Source organism: Methanosarcina sp. WWM596 (assembly GCF_000969965.1).
GTDB lineage: Archaea > Halobacteriota > Methanosarcinia > Methanosarcinales > Methanosarcinaceae > Methanosarcina.
The window spans coordinates 951335-967623 of record NZ_CP009503.1 but is presented as its reverse complement, the minus strand read 5'-3'; the positions used below and the strand labels follow the sequence as shown (position 1 = coordinate 967623).

16 protein-coding genes are annotated in these 16289 nt (G+C 45.8%); 14 read left to right on the top strand and 2 right to left on the bottom strand.

The window, feature by feature from the left end; translation table 11 throughout:
- Window positions 1-63 precede the first annotated feature (63 nt).
- The 3 genes from MSWHS_RS04360 (at window position 64) to MSWHS_RS04340 (ending at window position 2186) form a co-directional block, all read left to right on the top strand.
- On the top strand, window positions 64-975 hold the full coding sequence (locus MSWHS_RS04360; RefSeq protein ID WP_048126295.1) for a hypothetical protein: 912 nt from the start codon (window positions 64-66) through the stop codon (window positions 973-975).
- A gap of 353 nt (window positions 976-1328) precedes the next feature.
- The gene (locus MSWHS_RS18930; RefSeq protein ID WP_082088026.1) at window positions 1329-1487 is read left to right on the top strand and encodes a tetratricopeptide repeat protein; all 159 of its coding nucleotides are present in this window, start codon (window positions 1329-1331) and stop codon (window positions 1485-1487) included.
- Window positions 1488-1850: 363 nt separating this feature from the next.
- Window positions 1851-2186 carry a tetratricopeptide repeat protein gene (locus tag MSWHS_RS04340; protein WP_048126290.1) on the top strand — a complete coding sequence of 112 codons (336 nt, stop codon included), beginning with the start codon at window positions 1851-1853 and terminating at the stop codon, window positions 2184-2186.
- Window positions 2187-2209: 23 nt separating this feature from the next.
- Here MSWHS_RS04340 and MSWHS_RS04335 read toward each other — a convergent pair whose 3' ends face one another.
- Complete coding sequence (locus MSWHS_RS04335) at window positions 2210-3403, bottom strand: geranylgeranyl reductase family protein (protein WP_048158785.1); 1194 nt, start codon at window positions 3401-3403, stop codon at window positions 2210-2212.
- Window positions 3404-3848: 445 nt separating this feature from the next.
- On the opposite strand from MSWHS_RS04335, the gene nifH reads away from it, so the two are divergent.
- The 11 genes from nifH (at window position 3849) to MSWHS_RS04280 (ending at window position 14484) form a co-directional block, all read left to right on the top strand.
- Complete coding sequence (gene nifH / locus MSWHS_RS04330) at window positions 3849-4670, top strand: nitrogenase iron protein (RefSeq protein WP_048126288.1); 822 nt, start codon at window positions 3849-3851, stop codon at window positions 4668-4670.
- Window positions 4671-4698: 28 nt separating this feature from the next.
- Window positions 4699-5016: a P-II family nitrogen regulator gene (locus MSWHS_RS04325; protein ID WP_048126287.1), complete on the top strand. Its 318-nt coding sequence runs from the start codon at window positions 4699-4701 to the stop codon at window positions 5014-5016.
- Between the two features lie 26 nt (window positions 5017-5042).
- On the top strand, window positions 5043-5420 hold the full coding sequence (locus MSWHS_RS04320; protein WP_048126286.1) for a P-II family nitrogen regulator: 378 nt from the start codon (window positions 5043-5045) through the stop codon (window positions 5418-5420).
- A gap of 2 nt (window positions 5421-5422) precedes the next feature.
- Window positions 5423-7009 (top strand): nitrogenase molybdenum-iron protein alpha chain, encoded by a 1587-nt coding sequence (gene nifD / locus MSWHS_RS04315; protein ID WP_048126285.1) that lies wholly within the window; start codon window positions 5423-5425, stop codon window positions 7007-7009.
- A gap of 26 nt (window positions 7010-7035) precedes the next feature.
- Window positions 7036-8406, top strand: coding sequence for a nitrogenase molybdenum-iron protein subunit beta (gene nifK / locus MSWHS_RS04310; RefSeq protein WP_048126284.1), 1371 nt, complete (start codon window positions 7036-7038; stop codon window positions 8404-8406).
- A gap of 110 nt (window positions 8407-8516) precedes the next feature.
- Window positions 8517-9977 (top strand): nitrogenase iron-molybdenum cofactor biosynthesis protein NifE, encoded by a 1461-nt coding sequence (nifE, locus tag MSWHS_RS04305; RefSeq protein WP_082088025.1) that lies wholly within the window; start codon window positions 8517-8519, stop codon window positions 9975-9977.
- Between the two features lie 12 nt (window positions 9978-9989).
- Window positions 9990-11546: a nitrogenase component 1 gene (locus tag MSWHS_RS04300; RefSeq protein WP_048126283.1), complete on the top strand. Its 1557-nt coding sequence runs from the start codon at window positions 9990-9992 to the stop codon at window positions 11544-11546.
- Window positions 11543-12343, top strand: coding sequence for a molybdate ABC transporter substrate-binding protein (gene modA, locus MSWHS_RS04295; protein ID WP_048126282.1), 801 nt, complete (start codon window positions 11543-11545; stop codon window positions 12341-12343). The genes MSWHS_RS04300 and modA overlap by 4 nt, the downstream gene beginning before the upstream one ends.
- Window positions 12344-12358: 15 nt before the next feature.
- Window positions 12359-12637, top strand: a complete 279-nt coding sequence (locus MSWHS_RS22205) for a pentapeptide repeat-containing protein (protein WP_082088390.1) — start codon at window positions 12359-12361, stop codon at window positions 12635-12637.
- Between the two features lie 34 nt (window positions 12638-12671).
- Complete coding sequence (gene modB, locus MSWHS_RS04285) at window positions 12672-13337, top strand: molybdate ABC transporter permease subunit (RefSeq protein ID WP_048126281.1); 666 nt, start codon at window positions 12672-12674, stop codon at window positions 13335-13337.
- 19 nt (window positions 13338-13356) lie between these two features.
- Window positions 13357-14484, top strand: a complete 1128-nt coding sequence (locus MSWHS_RS04280) for an ABC transporter ATP-binding protein (RefSeq protein ID WP_048126279.1) — start codon at window positions 13357-13359, stop codon at window positions 14482-14484.
- Between the two features lie 787 nt (window positions 14485-15271).
- On the opposite strand, the gene MSWHS_RS04270 is transcribed toward MSWHS_RS04280, so the two are convergent.
- Entirely contained in the window at window positions 15272-16153 is an 882-nt protein-coding gene (locus MSWHS_RS04270) for a class I SAM-dependent methyltransferase (RefSeq protein ID WP_048158783.1), read from the bottom strand.
- Window positions 16154-16289 lie beyond the last annotated feature (136 nt).

Genomic DNA, 16289 nt, shown 5'->3' with positions numbered 1-16289 from the left:
TTTAGATACCATGTGTGTTTTTTACACTCAGAATAATTTTCCTTATGTAATGAGGTTTCATTTATGAAACGAAAGGATTCAGCAACAAAGAACCAGAAGTATCTGGCTATCTTCCTGGCCGCAACAATGTTTCTCTCAGCCTTTTTGATATATTTCACGGCTACAGGTAATAACAATAATGACGTCCCTACTCCGGAAACCGGAGAAGAACCTATCACAGTCCCGTTCTCTCAGGTCCAGGGCAAACAGGTACATCACGAGTTTAACTCTATTATCAACGGATTAGAAATGTCACCTGACGGAGTAACGAATGCTGTATATGTTGATTTTCAAAAAACGGAGAGAACTCCCTTAGAAGCCGTCTTCGGGAACATGCAGACTATGAATGTCTCATTCTCTTACGGTTCAGATGTTACGAAAAGATATGGTGCAAGTTATGGCAATGAGAGTGGCTTTGAACTGCACCAGATTCCTGAGCAGAAGATTAGCATGCCAGCGAATACACGAGTAATGCCATATGAAGGATATCAGATCCTCGACAGGACAAACGGTACCTACAACATCTGGAACGTTGTTGGAAGCCCTGCAATTATAGGTCCCATTCAGACTGTAGCGAGCGTCATCGATATCCTTGAAGGAAATGCAACATCTACTACCGAATACGACCAGATATTGAGCCAGGCAGATCCGGAAGGGAGCATCTACCAGGAAGTGGTAAAAAGAACAAATACCTCCGATATCCCCGCCAAACAATACTACAGAGATCTCAAAAAGCTGGACGACGGAAGTTACACGCAGACATCCATATACCTCGACCCTGAACCTGAAGTGAATGAAAAGATCAAAGCTTACCAGGCAAACTCGAGCGAACGTGGAGTGGCCTACAACGTAACTACTCTGGATAATATTACTAAACTGGTAATAAGCTCAGACTTTGAAAGCCTTTACAACGAAAGTGCCCTGCTTTCAATATAAGCAGGCAAACTTTCTTTTTTAAATTTTGTGATCTTATTTTTATACTCTACTTATTAATCTTTGGCCTCTCGGTTGTTTTTATTTGTTGTATTTAAATGGCTCAGTATAGCGAATAAAGTTGTACGGATCAGAAATATTTGTAAGAAAGAGAACATGATGTAATAAAATTGAAAAAATGAGGTGAGGCTCTGGGACTTTTCAGCGTATTCGAAAGGATATTCCTGAAAAAGATTAACGGCAAGAACTCCCATGACTGGCTTGAACTGGGAGCAAAAGAAAAAGACCCTGCAAAAAAGGTAGAGTACTTCAGAAATACCGTAAAGCTAAAACCGGGGTTTGTAGGCGGCTGGACTGTGCTTGGAAATGCCTATTCCGAGATGGGAGAGTATGAAAAAGCCATGGAATGTTACGACAAGGCTCTTTCGATATGCCCAATGTATAAAGAAGCAAAGTATAACAAGAAAAATCTGGAGAAAAAGATGAAAGAAGCCGAATTAAAAACAGGGCCATGAGGATAAAAACCCGAAATCCAGGAAAATCCGCCTCCGTGAGGAAACCATATAAGATGAACTGAAAAGGTCGCCTATCCGTCAAACTCGCGCAGAAGAAAATGAACATTTATTTGTGAACTACCCACACCTGTCAGGCTAAAGCCTGCCGGAGAAGTGGCTTCCTTCGAGTATACACTTCACTTGAAGTTTCGTTTCTAAGAACAAAATCCACATCTGTAAACCTGTTTGAAATATCCATAACAAACCAGCAGGAGAAAAATTTCTTTTCAGCATGATCACATATGTTTTTAAAAACAAGGACAGCAATAGGCATCACTATCTATTTCTGCCAACCCCGCGTATATTCAATCGGAAGTGATGCTATTGGGATTTCTGGACAAACTTTTCAAGAAGAAAATCGAAGGAAAAACCGTAGAAGAATGGTATGGAATTGCTGTGGGAGAAACCGATCCGGAAAAGAAGATTGAGTCTTTTGATAAGGTTCTGACGTTAAAACCGGATTTTGCAGGAGCCTGGAACCTGAGAGGACTCGAATTTGTAGTCCTGAAGCGGTATGAAGAAGCCATTACCTCTTTTGACAAAGCACTCGAAATCAGACCCAAATATCCGGAAGCAAGGTACAATAAAGAAGATGCTGAAACTGAATTAAGAAAAATCAGGAAAGCAAAAAATCCGGTTGAAGAGAAGAAAGAAAGGTAGATTTTGCCTGAATGCTGAAAACATCATTTATTTTTCCCGCGGCTCAGGGCATGAAGCCCAAGTTTTACAGGTCCCGGAAGTATTCCGCACTGCATGACTTTCATCTGTTCAGGGGAAATAAACTTGAAAGCTGCGTTCATGAGGGCATCAGATTTCATAATCCCGTCCATAATCTGTCTCGCCTGTACCGAAGTTTCAAGCGCTAATCCGAACTGAGCTCTCCAGCGCCTGTCGTATTCTTCAAGCCTACATTTCCCGACTGCAAATTCAGCTGCAGTTTCTCCGGCAATTTTTCCGGCAATCATTGCGGGAGGGATACCTCCTCCGTTTGTTGCGATGATATGCCCGGCGGCATCCCCCACAATAAGGGCATCTTCGGTTGCAGTGCTTGCAGGAGCTCCGTTTACGGGAATAATGCCTGCAATAACATTTATAATGATGGCGTTTTTCAGCTTAGGAGAGGCGAGAGGGTGATCCCGCATAAAGCGGTGCAGGTACTCTTTTGCAGAAACCCCTTTTTCAGCCATTCCGCTTCGGATTCCGATTCCTACATTTGCCCGCCCTTCGCCTTCGGGGAAAATCCACGCATAACCCCCGGGGACATAATCTTTTCCGAAGTACATCTCAAGGGTATCAGGATCAATATCAACATTCCGGACCTGGTATTCAATAGCAACAGAAGTCTCTTTTGACTCAGGTTTCCAGGAAAGACATTTTGATTTTGCAACCAGGGAATTTGGGCCGTCAGCTCCGATAATCGCTTTTGCTTTGATCTTATGCTTCCCGAAAATTCCTGAAGCTTCAACAGTTGTGCCCTCCACTTTTGTTACACGCGTTTTTACCATCATTTCGGCTCCTGCCGTGACAGCCTGCTCAGCCAGGAACTGATCGTAGCGGCGCCGGTCGAGGACAGCTCCCCTCACGGAAAATTCTTTTGTATTGCAATTTGGGGGAATGATCCGCTGGGTTTTGATATGCTGCAGCACGCAGGAGTCGGGATAGATTTTCAGGGTCTCCGGCAATTCGGCATCAGGTAGCAAAGCCTGGACTTCCGAGGCATCGGGGAGAAAACCTGCACACTGAATAGGGCTTCCGATTTCCCTTTTTTTATCAAGAAGAAGAACAGAAGCCCCATTCCTTGCGGCATAAAGGGCAGCAGTGGAACCTGCGGGGCCTGCGCCCACAACGATGACATCATAAGAGGCATTTGGAATCATGAAAAAGTCTTCCTGTTGTTTATTTAGCCTCTGCAATTTACTGAGGAATTGTTTATTAATCCTTTCCTGAAACCAAAAATAGAGATTCAATCAGTGAACTACCCCCACCTGCCGCTTCGTTCCGAGGAGGGGAAATTCCCGCTTTATTTTTGAGAAATGTTTGTAAGAACATTGGTAGCGAAAAAGATACTCCAAAAGAAAAAAGTATAAATAATATTGGATAGTACAAAGGTTGCCGGTTTCCGTTAATGAAGAATTGCGAAGGAGTTTTTGTTTTAATATTCTACAGAACAGGTTTTATTGTAAGCCTTCTCTGGAAAAAGGCAAGCAGTAAAGACGAATAAAAAATAGTTTCAATTAGGAGATAACTATAAATAATAATAAGTAGTACAAAGGTTACCGGTTTCCGGTTGCCTAGTTAATTAAATAAAAGGAGTTTGATACAATGAGACAGATAGCAATCTACGGAAAAGGAGGTATTGGAAAATCCACTACCACGCAAAATCTGACTGCGGCCCTTTCAACCATGGGACACAAAATTCTTCTTGTAGGGTGCGACCCGAAAGCAGACTCTACCAGAATGCTGCTTGGTGGCCTGAACCAGAAGACTGTACTTGACACCCTCAGAAGTGAAGGGGATGAGGGAGTAGACCTTGACGCCGTGGTACAACCCGGTTTTGGAGGCATCAAATGTGTGGAGTCCGGGGGGCCTGAACCCGGAGTAGGGTGTGCAGGCAGAGGAATAATCACCTCAATCAACCTGCTCGAGAATCTGGGGGCATACACCGAAGATCTTGATTATGTATTCTATGACGTGCTTGGCGACGTCGTGTGCGGAGGTTTTGCCATGCCTATCCGCGAAGGGAAAGCCAAGGAAATCTACATCGTGGCCAGTGGAGAACTGATGGCCATCTATGCAGCAAACAACATCTGCAAAGGGCTTGCTAAGTTTGCCAAAGGTGGAGCCCGTCTGGGAGGAATCATCTGCAACAGCAGGAACGTGGATGGGGAACGTGAACTCCTAGATGCATTCGCAAAGAAACTGGGAAGCCATTTGGTCCACTTCGTGCCCAGAGATAACATTGTCCAGAGGGCAGAGATCAACAGAAAAACCGTAATTCACTTTGACCCTGAATGTGACCAAGCCAAAGAGTACCTTAGTCTCGCCAACAACGTCCAGAGCAACACCGACCTCGTGGTCCCAACTCCGCTTCCTATGGAAGAGTTAGAAGCAATGATGGTGGAATTCGGAATCGTTGAGCTGTAACTGTTGAAACCCAGAGGAGATGAAAACGATGCAAATGATAAGAGCAGTCATAAGACCGGAAATGGAATCAAAGGTTGTCGAGTGCCTGGAAAAAGAGGGCTGTATTTCCCTTACAAAAATGGAAGTCTTTGGAAGGGGGAAGCAAAAAGGGATTCACATTGCAGACATCCACTATGACGAATTGCAGAAAACCATGCTTCTGATGGTAGTCGAAGACGAACACAAGGACAAAGTTATAAAGACCATAACGGAAGCTGCAAGAACTGGGAAGTATGGGGATGGAAGGATCTTCGTAAACCCCGTGGAAGAAGCATATACCATAAGGACGGGAAAAACCGGGCTTTAAAACCGGTTTTTTGGAGGGAAATCCCCATGAAAGAAATTACGGCAATAATCAGGATGAACAAGGTCCAGAAAACCAAAAATGCCCTGCTTGGATGCGGTTTTCCTTCGTTTACCGTAAGAAGGGTCATGGGCCGCGGAAAACAAAAAGGACTCTGCTTTGAATTTAATCCACCTCTGCCAGATCCGGAAAAGGAAGCAGAAACCTGCATTCGTTTCATTCCAAAACGTATGTTAACCATCGTTGTGGATGATGAAAACGTAAGTGAAGTGGTCCAAAAAATCATAGAGGTTAACCAGACCGGAAATGCAGGAGACGGAAAGATTTTCGTATCAAACATCACTGAAGCAATCCGTATCCGGACCGGAGAAAGCGGCGAAGCGACCATAAACAAGGAGTTGATGTAAGAATGGGAGCAGAAATTGAAGAAAAACAGCTTATTGTTGACAACATTTTGAAGGCGCTCCCTGAAAAGGCTGCCAGAAACCGGAGAAAACATCTCGTTGTCAGGGACTGTTCCACCGAACAGCACATCGAGGCCGACGATAAAGTAATTCCCGGAATCCTCACAAATCGCGGCTGTGCCTTTGCAGGTACCAAGGGTGTAGTCTTCGGGCCTATAAAGGATATGGTCCACCTGGTCCACGGCCCCATAGGTTGTGCTTACTACACCTGGGGAACCAGGAGAAACCTTGCCAGGGCAGAAGAAGGCGAAGACAACTTTATGAATTATTCCGTATGCACGGATATGAAGGAAACCGATATCGTCTTTGGAGGAGAAAAAAAGCTCAAAAAGGCCATTGATGAGATTGTAAAAATCTTCAATCCGGGCGCAATCACCATCTGTGCGACCTGCCCTGTAGGACTTATCGGAGACGATATAGAATCTGTTGCAAGAGAAGCTGAAGAAGAGCACGGGATCAAAGTAATTCCCGCCCGCTGCGAAGGGTACCGGGGAGTCAGTCAGTCGGCAGGTCACCACATCGCAAGCAATGCCCTGATGGAACACCTGATTGGGACAGAGGATATCAAAGACCCCACTCCCTTTGACATAAATGTGTTTGGAGAATACAATATTGGAGGAGACCTCTGGGAAGTCAAACCTATTTTTGAAAAAATCGGGTACAGAATTATCTCAAGTTTAACCGGGGACGGATCATTCCACAAAATATCGCAGGCCCATCAAGCAAAACTCAGTATCCTGCTCTGCCACCGTTCTATCAACTACACTAACAGGATGATGGAAGAAAAATACGGAGTCCCCTGGCTGAAGGTAAATTACATCGGTACGAAAGGAACTGAAAAATCCCTGCGGAAAATGGCAGAGTTCTTTGACAACCCGGAACTTACCCGAAAAACCGAGGAAACCATTGCTGAAGAAAAAGCAAAATATGCGGATGAAATCGAAAGATACAGAAAAAAACTCCAGGGAAAAACCGCTTTCATCTATGCCGGAGGCTCGAGGAGTCACCACTATATAAACCTCTTTGAAGAGCTTGGCATGAAGGTTGTTGTTGCAGGCTACCAGTTCGCCCACAGAGACGACTATGAAGGTAGACAGATCATTCCACAAATAAAGGAAAAAGCCCTTGGATCCATTCTTGAGGATGTACATTACGAAAGAGAAGAAAACTTCAAGCCTTCCATTAGCACTGAACGAATTGCAGAACTGAAAGAGAAAATCGGGCTCATGGAATACGAGGGACTTTTCCCCGAAATGAAGGATGGAACCATTGTTGTTGATGACCTTAACCATCATGAAACCGAATTCCTCGTAAAAACCCTCAAACCCGATGTCTTCTGTTCCGGGATTAAGGACAAATACTGGGCTCAGAAATTAGGAGTCCCCTCAAGGCAGATCCACTCCTATGATTACAGCGGACGTTACACAGGCTTTTCCGGAGTCCTGAATTTCGCACGGGATATTGACATGGCTATTCACAGCCCCACCTGGAGATTCATAAACCCACCGTGGAAAGGCGAAGAAGCGGAGTAAAACAAAAAAGTAAAGAGGTGTAAAAAATGCTTGATTATACCCCATGTGAAGAAGTGGAACGTTCAGCCATTACTATCAACCCTGCAAAAATCTGTCAACCAATAGGAGCCGTTTATGCGGCTCTCGGTGTGCACAATTGTATGCCCCACAGCCACGGGTCCCAGGGCTGCCTTTCCTACCTGCGTATGTGCCTGAGCAGGCATTACAGAGAGGCTGCACTGGCGACTACCAGCAGTTTTTCCGAGGGGACAGCCGTTTTCGGAGGAGCTGCAAACCTGAAGGAAGCTCTCGTCAACCTGACAAACGTATACCAGCCTGAAGTAATTGCCATTCACACCACCTGTGTGGCAGAAACCATTGGAGACGATGTTGGAGTCATCTTAGAAGATGTGAGTGCTGAAGAGCTTATTGACCCATCCATCAAAATATGTGCAGCTTCCACTCCAAGTTATGTCGGTACTCACATAACCGGCTATGACAACATGGTAAAGGCTTTTGTAACTACCTTTGCCAAAAAAACCAAGCCAAACGGGAAACTCAACATCATCCCCGGCTTTGTAGAACCTGCAGATATCAGGGAAATCAAACGTATACTCTCGATAATGGGAATTTCCAGTATTGTCTTCCCGGACACCACGAATGTCTTTGATGCACCCCTGACAAAAGAACATACCTTTTACCCCAAAGGCGGGACCCCGATCGGAGACATCGAAGATTCCGCAAACTCCCTGGGGACCATTGCGGCCTGCAAGATGGCAGGAGGTTCTGCAGCAAAGATCCTTGAAAGCCGTTTCAAGATCCCTGCCAGAGTAGGGCCCACCCCCATAGGAATCAGAAACACTGACCGTTTCGTCATGAACGCGGCAAAACTTGCCAACGTGGCGATTCCCCCCGAACTCGAAGACGAAAGGGGAAGACTTGTAGACATGATGACTGACGCCCACCCCCACTACCATGGAAAAAAGGTAGCCATTTACGGGGATCCGGACATACTCTCAGGGCTTACGAGCCTTGTGCTGGAAATGGGCATGGAACCGAGTGTTGTCCTCACCGGAACCCAGAACTCAGAGTTTGAGAAAGAAGTAGAAGGACTCATAGGTTCCGAATACCCGGACGCCGATATAATCTCGGGTGGGGACCTCTTCATGCTCCACCAGATCATCAAGCGAAAGCCCGTGGACCTCCTAATCGGCAATACATACGGGAAATTCATATCAAGGGCAGAGGATGTGCCCCTGGTCAGAGTAGGCTTCCCGATCATGGATAGGGCAAACCTGCACTACTTCCCAATCATGGGGTACGCCGGAGCTGCACGACTGGTGGAGCGCATAGGAAACACCCTGCTTGACAGGAAAGACAGAGATGCGCCAGACTGGCTGCTTGAAACCATCCAGTAAGGGCCCGACTTCAAAATAACTATTTTCAGAAGAGAACTGAGAAAATCAGAATAACTGGAGAACCAGCCGCTGCAAATCAGAAAAGCAGAAGCAGTAAGGGGGAGAAATAGATGAAAGAGAAAACCGGGATAGTGGATACTCTCGAAGAAAGGCAACCATACATCACCAGAAAGCAAGAAAAGGGGCAGACAATACCCCTTGCCTGCGACAACAATTCTCTGGCAGGAGCCATCAGCCAGCGGGCTTGCGTCTATTCGGGAGCCAGGGTTGTTTTAAACCCAGTAACTGATGCAGTTCACCTGGTCCACGGCCCAATCGGCTGTGCAGGCTATACCTGGGACATCAGGGGTGCAAAGTCCAGTGGAATTGAAACAAACCGCAGCAGTTTCAGCACGGACATGAAAGAAATCGATATCGTCTTCGGAGGAGAGGAAAAGCTCTCAAATGCAATCGACGAACTGGCAGGCATCTACCACCCCCCGGTGATCTTTGTGTATTCCACATGCATTGTAGGAATTATTGGGGATGACCTTGATTCCGTATGCAAAACAGCAAGTCAGAAGCACAATATCCCGGTACTCCCCGTAAAGTCCGAAGGCTTCAAAGGCAACAAGTCCGACGGGTACAAGGCAGCTTGTGATGCCTTAAAGCAGCTTATCAAAAGACCGGAAGAGGAAACTGCAGAAAAGAAGCCCGGGGTAAACCCCAAAATCAGAAAACCAAAGATTAACATCCTCGGGGACTTCAATGTAGCCGGGGACGTCTGGCTTGTAAAACCCCTCTTTGAGCAGATGGGAATCGAAGTCATAGTTTCCATGACCGGAGATTCGACTGCCAAATCCATCACGAGGGCAGCGGAAGCAGACCTCAACCTCGTCCAATGCAGCGGGTCAATGGCCTACCTTGCAAAATGGATGCAGAAAGAGTATGGGATTCCATACCAGACAATAAGTTTCTTCGGAATCGAAGACATTTCCATTGCTCTTCGAAAGACTGCGGAATACTTTGACTCCGAAGAGATGAAAAAGATAGCAGAAGAAATCCTGGAGACAGAAACGAACCGGATAATGCCTGACATTTCCCGGATCAGAGAGAGGATCAAAGGAAAAAAGGCCGCCATCTACATGGGCGGACCTGCAAAAGCCCTCACGCTTATCAAAGGTTTTGCGGAACTTGGCATGGAAGTGGTCATCATCGGGACCCAGACCGGGAAAAAGGAAGACTACGAGCAGATCAGTTATTCTGTTCGGGATGGAACGGTCATTGTAGACGATGCAAACCCCCTGGAACTTGCCGAATTGCTCGTGAAACAGAAAGCTGACCTGATGGTTGCAGGCGTGAAAGAGAGGTTTATCGCATACAAGCTGGGAGTTGCATTCTGCGACTTCAACCACGACAGGGTGATGGAATTTGAAGGCTTTGACGGCTTTGTAAACTTCGCACGGGAAGTGGATGCCTCCATTAACAGTCCTGTCTGGAAAGCTGTCAGGCAGAGGACACTTGAACCCGAATCCCTGAAACCGGGGTATTTACACTCCAAGTCGGATGCTGCAGTTGAGAGCCATGTATGAGGAAGCGATGAGATGACTAAAAGAAACTATACGACCGTGAACCCCTGTGTTATGTGCCAGCCCATGGGAAGTGCCCTTGCCTTTAAAGGGATTGAAAATACCATGGTCCTCTACCACGGCTCGCAGGGCTGCAGCACCTATATGCGCCTGCACCTTGCCCACCACTTCAGAGAACCTGTAGATATTGCCTCAAGCTCCCTCAGTGAAAAGGGAGCAATCTATGGAGGCAGGGAAAACCTGAAAAAGGGACTTAGAAACGTCATCAACAGGTACAAACCGAAGGTAATAGGCGTTGCAACCACCTGCCTTGCCGAAACAATTGGCGATGACGTACCTGCAATTATCAGGGAATTTAAAGAGGAAGAGGGGATCGGAGACGATCTCGAAAAAGACATCATAATCATTTCCGTTTCCACTCCCAGCTATGGAGAAAGCCATGTAAGTGGCTATATAAAAGCCCTGGATGCCATTGTCAGGAAGTTTACAGAAAAGCCGGAAGATCCAGAAAAAACAAAAATCCTGGAAGACATCGAGTTCCTGGATTATATGGAAGACCTGGAAATTATAGAGTATGCGGAAACCCTGGAAAAAGAAAAGGCAGAGGAAAACGTCGGGGAAGCAAAAAATCCTGACATGACAGAAGTCCTGAAAAGCAAACTCAACCTTATTCCGGTCGAAAGCGTCTCCCCGGCTGATGTGAGGGAACTCAAAGAAATCCTTGCAGAGACTGCAGGAGATTACATATTCCTTCCGGACATTTCCGAAACCTTTGACGCACCCCTGGGAGAAGAACTCCCCAAAATAGCGGCGGGAGGCACTGCACTTTCCGAAATTGCCGACATGTCCAACAGCAGAGCAAGCCTTGGCCTGGGTGTTGTCAGCACAAACCTGGCTGTGAGATACCTTGAAGCTTCCCACGGGGTTTCCGGACACAATGTCCCCATCCCCATAGGACTCTCAAACACCGACCTTTACTTTACGGAACTGGTTCGCATCCTTAGCTGCCCTATCCCTGAGAAATATCAGAAAGAGAGGGGAAGGCTCCTTGATGCTATGGTGGACGTGCACAAGTACCTTTACGGGGTAAAGGCAGCCGTCTACGGAGATCCGGACACTGTATTTAGCCTGACGACTTTCATGCTGGAACTCGGAATGAACCCCGTCCTGGTAGCAACCGGAAGCAAAAGCCGGGACTTTGAAAAGAAAATAAAACAAATCTTTGAAGAGATAAGGCCGGAACTAGAACCTGTGGCTCTGGACGGGATTGACTTTGACAGCCTCAACGACGCAGTCAGCGAATGCAACCCCGAAATCCTGATAGGGAACTCAAACGGGAGATACATTGCCAAAGCACACGATATTCCTCTTGTAAGGGTCGGTCTGCCAATCCACGACAGAGTAGGCGCACAGCGCATCCTTACTGTAGGATACAGGGGAGCCCTGGAACTTCTGGACAGGATAACCAACACCATCCTTGAAGCTACTGATACTTTCACCGCACCTGAACAGATAGAACCGGCTGCATATACCGGCCAGGGAACAAAAGATGATTGCGCAGAGGGAGCATGAACGAAAGTAAAGCAAAAAAGCTGATACTTCCAATACTTGCAGCTGCCCTCTGCCTTGGGATAGTAGCCTTCTTCGGAGTATCCCTGGGAACAGAAGAAAAGCCGGCCACCATCACTGTTTCGGCTGCAGCAAGCCTGACCGAGGCTTTTATTGACATTACCAGCGAATTTGAAGCCGCCAATCCGGACACGAAGGTGGAACTGAACTTCGCAGGTTCGGGTACCCTGAGGATGCAGATTGAAGGGGGAGCCCCTATTGATGTGTTCGCTTCGGCTTCCCAGGCCCATATGGACCTCCTCTCGGAGGAAAACCTGATTGAAAACAGCTCAAGAAAGAATTTTGCAGCAAACACCCTCGTAATGGTCGTACCTGAGAAAAACGGAGCTGAAACCCCGAAGTCCTTAGAAGACCTGACTGCAGAATATGTGGAAAAAATAGCAATCGGAAACCCTGAAAGTGCACCTGTTGGCAAGTATACAAAGCAGGCAATGGAAGACACCGGAGTCTGGGAAGAACTTGAAAGCAAAGTCATCCTTGCAGAAAATGTAAAACAGGTACTCACTTATGTGGAGACAGGAGAAGTCGATGCAGGATTCGTATACATGACAGATGCCGAAAGCGGCCGGAAAGACATGTATGAAATAACGTACATGGTCCCGGTTAGCGAATCGATTTCCTACCCCATAGCAGTGTTAAGCAAATCAACAAATAAGGAAGGAGCGCAGGAATTCGTTGATTTCGTAACCGGAACCAGAGGACAGGAGATCCTGACAGAATACGGCTTCAAAGCGGCATAATAGCTCCGGACTCATATAACTCTAAATCAAATAAATCTGAATCAAATAAATCTGAATCAAATAAATCTGAATCAAATAAATCTGAATCAAATAAATCTGAATCAAATAAATCTGAATCAAATAAATCTGAATCAAATAAATCTGAATCAAATAAATCTGAATCAAATAAATCTGAATCAAATAAATCTGAATCAAATAAATCTGAATCAAATAAATCTGAATCAAATAACTCCGAATCAAGAAATAAAAAACAGAAAATGCGAACGAGAAATCCGAAAGCGATTTAAACTCTAAGACCCGGAAAAAACACAAAAATGGGAAGGATTTGATGGAAACCTTTCAACTAATCGCGTCCCCACTTCTACTTACCCTCAAAATTTCCATCATTGCAACCCTTTTTGTGACGATTCTGGGGATTATAATTGCTTATATACTGGCAAAAAGGGAGTTTCCTGGGAAATGGATAGCTGACACGATGATTACCCTGCCCATGATTCTTCCCCCAACGGTAACAGGGTATATCCTTGTTATCCTGTTGGGAAAAAACGGAATTTTAGGAAGCATCTTCACCAAAATTACGGGGAATGGCATCCTCTTTACCTGGCAGGCAGCAGCCATTGCGGCTTTTGTTGTCTCTTTGCCCCTGATGGTTAAGACCACCACCTCCGCCATCGGGGCAGTAGACAGGAGTGTTGAGGAAGCTGCCTGTATTCTGGGGAGAAGTGAATTCGAAACTGCGCTCTTCATAACCCTGCCCCTTGCAAAGAAAGGTATCATTGCAGGTTGCGTCCTGAGTTTCGCAAGGGCTGTCGGAGAGTTCGGAGCAACCTTGATGGTCGCAGGAAATATCCAGGGAAAGACCAGCACCATGCCTCTTTCCATCTACGGAGCATACCAGTCAGGAAATAATGAACTTGCGAACATGCTTGTGATTATCCTAGTTGCCATATCCCTTATAACGATTGCAGCCACCAGCAAACTGGGAGAACGATGAAAAAAAGGTGAGAGTAGGGATGACTGTTGAAGTTGACATTGAAAAGAAATTCTACAAAAGGAAAAACAGGAAAAAGAAAGGTGAAAACCCCAGCTTTTCAATGCACTGCAGCTTTGATGCCGATTCCGATTTTGTGGTCCTGTTCGGCTGTTCCGGATCAGGAAAAACCACGGCTCTCCGCTGCATTGCAGGGCTTGAAAACCCGGATGCAGGGACTATAAAGATTAACGGTACCGTGTACTTTGATAGCAGGAAAAAAATAAACCTGCCCCCCCAGAAGCGAAAAATCGGGTACATGTTCCAGGAAAATGCCCTCTTCCCGCATATGAACGTGCGCCAGAACATCGAGTTCGGGCTAAAAGGCCTGAGCTCCATGGAAAAAACGGACAGGGTAAACGAGATGCTGGGTCTTGTGGGGATAGAAAAACTTGAGTTTGCATACCCGGACGAACTTTCAGGCGGCCAGAAACAGAAAGTTGCACTTACCCGCGCCCTTGCCCCGGGCCCCAAAGTCCTGCTCCTGGACGAGCCATTTTCAGCCCTAGACACCGTAGTTCGCCTGAAATTGAGAAAAGAACTGCGGACGATCCAGAAAAGGCTCGGGATTCCTGTGATATTCATTACCCATGACCCTGTCGAAGCCTTTACCATGGCAGACCGAATGGCAGTCTTTGACGAGGGCAGGGTGCAGCAGATCGGTTCCCCTGAGAATGTCTTTTACCACCCAAAAACTCGCTATGTGGCTGAACTTGTGGGTTTCCTGAACCTCTTTGATAATGCCGTGATCGGAGGCCATGGCAAAGGAGCCGAATGTACCTTCCTCTGGTCCCTTGGAACGGAAATTACCGCTCCCTACATCGAACGCAAGGCAGGAGACAGGGTCAGCTGGGGCATTCGACCTGAGAATGTCGAGCTTGTGGACAGGAGGAATATGCATATCCTACAGGAAGGGAGGAAAAACCTCTTCGACGGGGTAATAATGAACGTGGTGAACAAAGGCACCAGCCGGATCATGTCCCTGATACTTAAAGAAAGCGAGGACGTCCTGAAGGTAGAGGTCGCAAACCATGTCTTTGAATCATTAAAAATAGGTACCGGAGACGAATGCATGGTCAGGCTCAGAGCCTCGGATATGATCGTCTTCTGACTGCCCGAGTTGCGCCGCCCGAATTGCGCTTTGGGATCGCAGGAAATCGAAGATTTTCTGGGAGTTGCGATGTAATCGCAACAGTACGCGGTCCTTTTCGCTGCGCTCAAGAGGACGAATTTATGGTTTAGAGTAGTGAGCTGCGAGACGGTCGCAGGCTGAATTGGGGTAGCATGATCCTACCCGCCTTTACTTCCGAATTTCAAGCGTCCAGGCTATTTTTAGATTTTCACATCCACATTTTAAGCATACCGTTTTAGGGGTTACATCCTGCTGTCCCTGAAAACAGTCTTATGTGATTTATTATGGGGAAATACAGTGGGGTAAATATAAATATATAAAAAGAGTACACTTACATATGAAGTTATTGGACACAGTTTTTGAAAAAATGAATATCTTTGACACCAGATGTGAATACATATCGGAATGTGCTTTGTATAAAGAGGATTCATTTATGTGTACAAAAGAATTAGATAAGTATTATTGTGGGGCATATAAGCAGTTTTTACAGGAAGACTAAAATATTATACACAGATGCCAAAATATAAAATCCGACACATCAATAGTACAAATTGTTAAGTGAGGCATCATGACAAATTGCGTCCATTCCCTAACAGATTTTCAAAATATTAACAGATTAGAGGATTGAGCAAGGTATCGATTATCAGTAAATAGGGCAATGTATAAGAATGGATTGAAAGGTAACAGGAGATACATTCATGTGCCTGACAGTCTTTCGATCCATTTTTGAGATTATTTTTCTTGATTCATCATCTTTTACAGGATTTTATTCTCGTTTTACGGCTTTAAGGGCAACTGCTCCTTCCAGATTTTCCGTTTCCACATTGAAACCCACATCTTCAAAAAGCTCCTTCCATGCAGCTTCCGAGAGTTGAGGGCCGTGGTGGTGGTGATGTGCCAGCGGCTCAACTGCAGTTAATAACCCGCCTTTTTTCAGCACTCTTTTAATTTCGAAAAGAGCGAATTTAATGTCTTCAAGGTGATGAAGCATCAAAAAACAGGTAACTGCATCCATCGAACCTTCTTCAAAAGACAGGGCATAGGCACTCCCGGTCCTGAACTCAACGTTTTCGATACCAAGGACTTCTGCATTCATCTGTGCCTGCCCTGTGAGGGAGTCGTGAAGATCAAGGCCATAGACCTGGGAATCAGGGTTATTTTTTGCAAGCTCCATTGTAAGGGTTCCAAAACCGCTGCCAATATCAAGGATAGTTCCCCCTTTTATTCCGGGAATCACATCGGTAAGCACCTGTGCCCTCACGCGAGCCATGCGGTCTTCAGGAAACTTCGCATTTTTTGCTTTTTCGGCATCTATTGATGTAAAAGGAAGGATAGCATAAACCTTTGACCCGTTAACTGCCATCAGGCCCCGTACGTAAGCACTGCCTGTATCGGCTACGACCAGCTCCACGACCGAAACTCCGGCATCCTTACAAAAGCGCAAATTCCACGTCTCCTTTTTTTCAGGGAACCGGATATTCAGAGGAGTGTGCACTACAATATAATGTGAATAGTCCTCTTTGAAATATGCTGATACGACTTCAGGCTCATTAAGGCGGATTTCGCTTATGCTTTCCCTGAAAAGGGAGAGAATTTGCAGGGAAGTTTCATCTGCCTCGTTTCTTACGCTTCCAATTTCTCCGAACATACTTCTAAATTTGATTTAAAGAATAAAAGCTCTCTTATGGAAGGAACTTAAGAAAAAAATCTAAAAGAAACTAAAAAAGTCTAAAAGAAACCAAAAAAGTCTAAAAAAAACGTAACTATTCAGCCACTGATAAAAA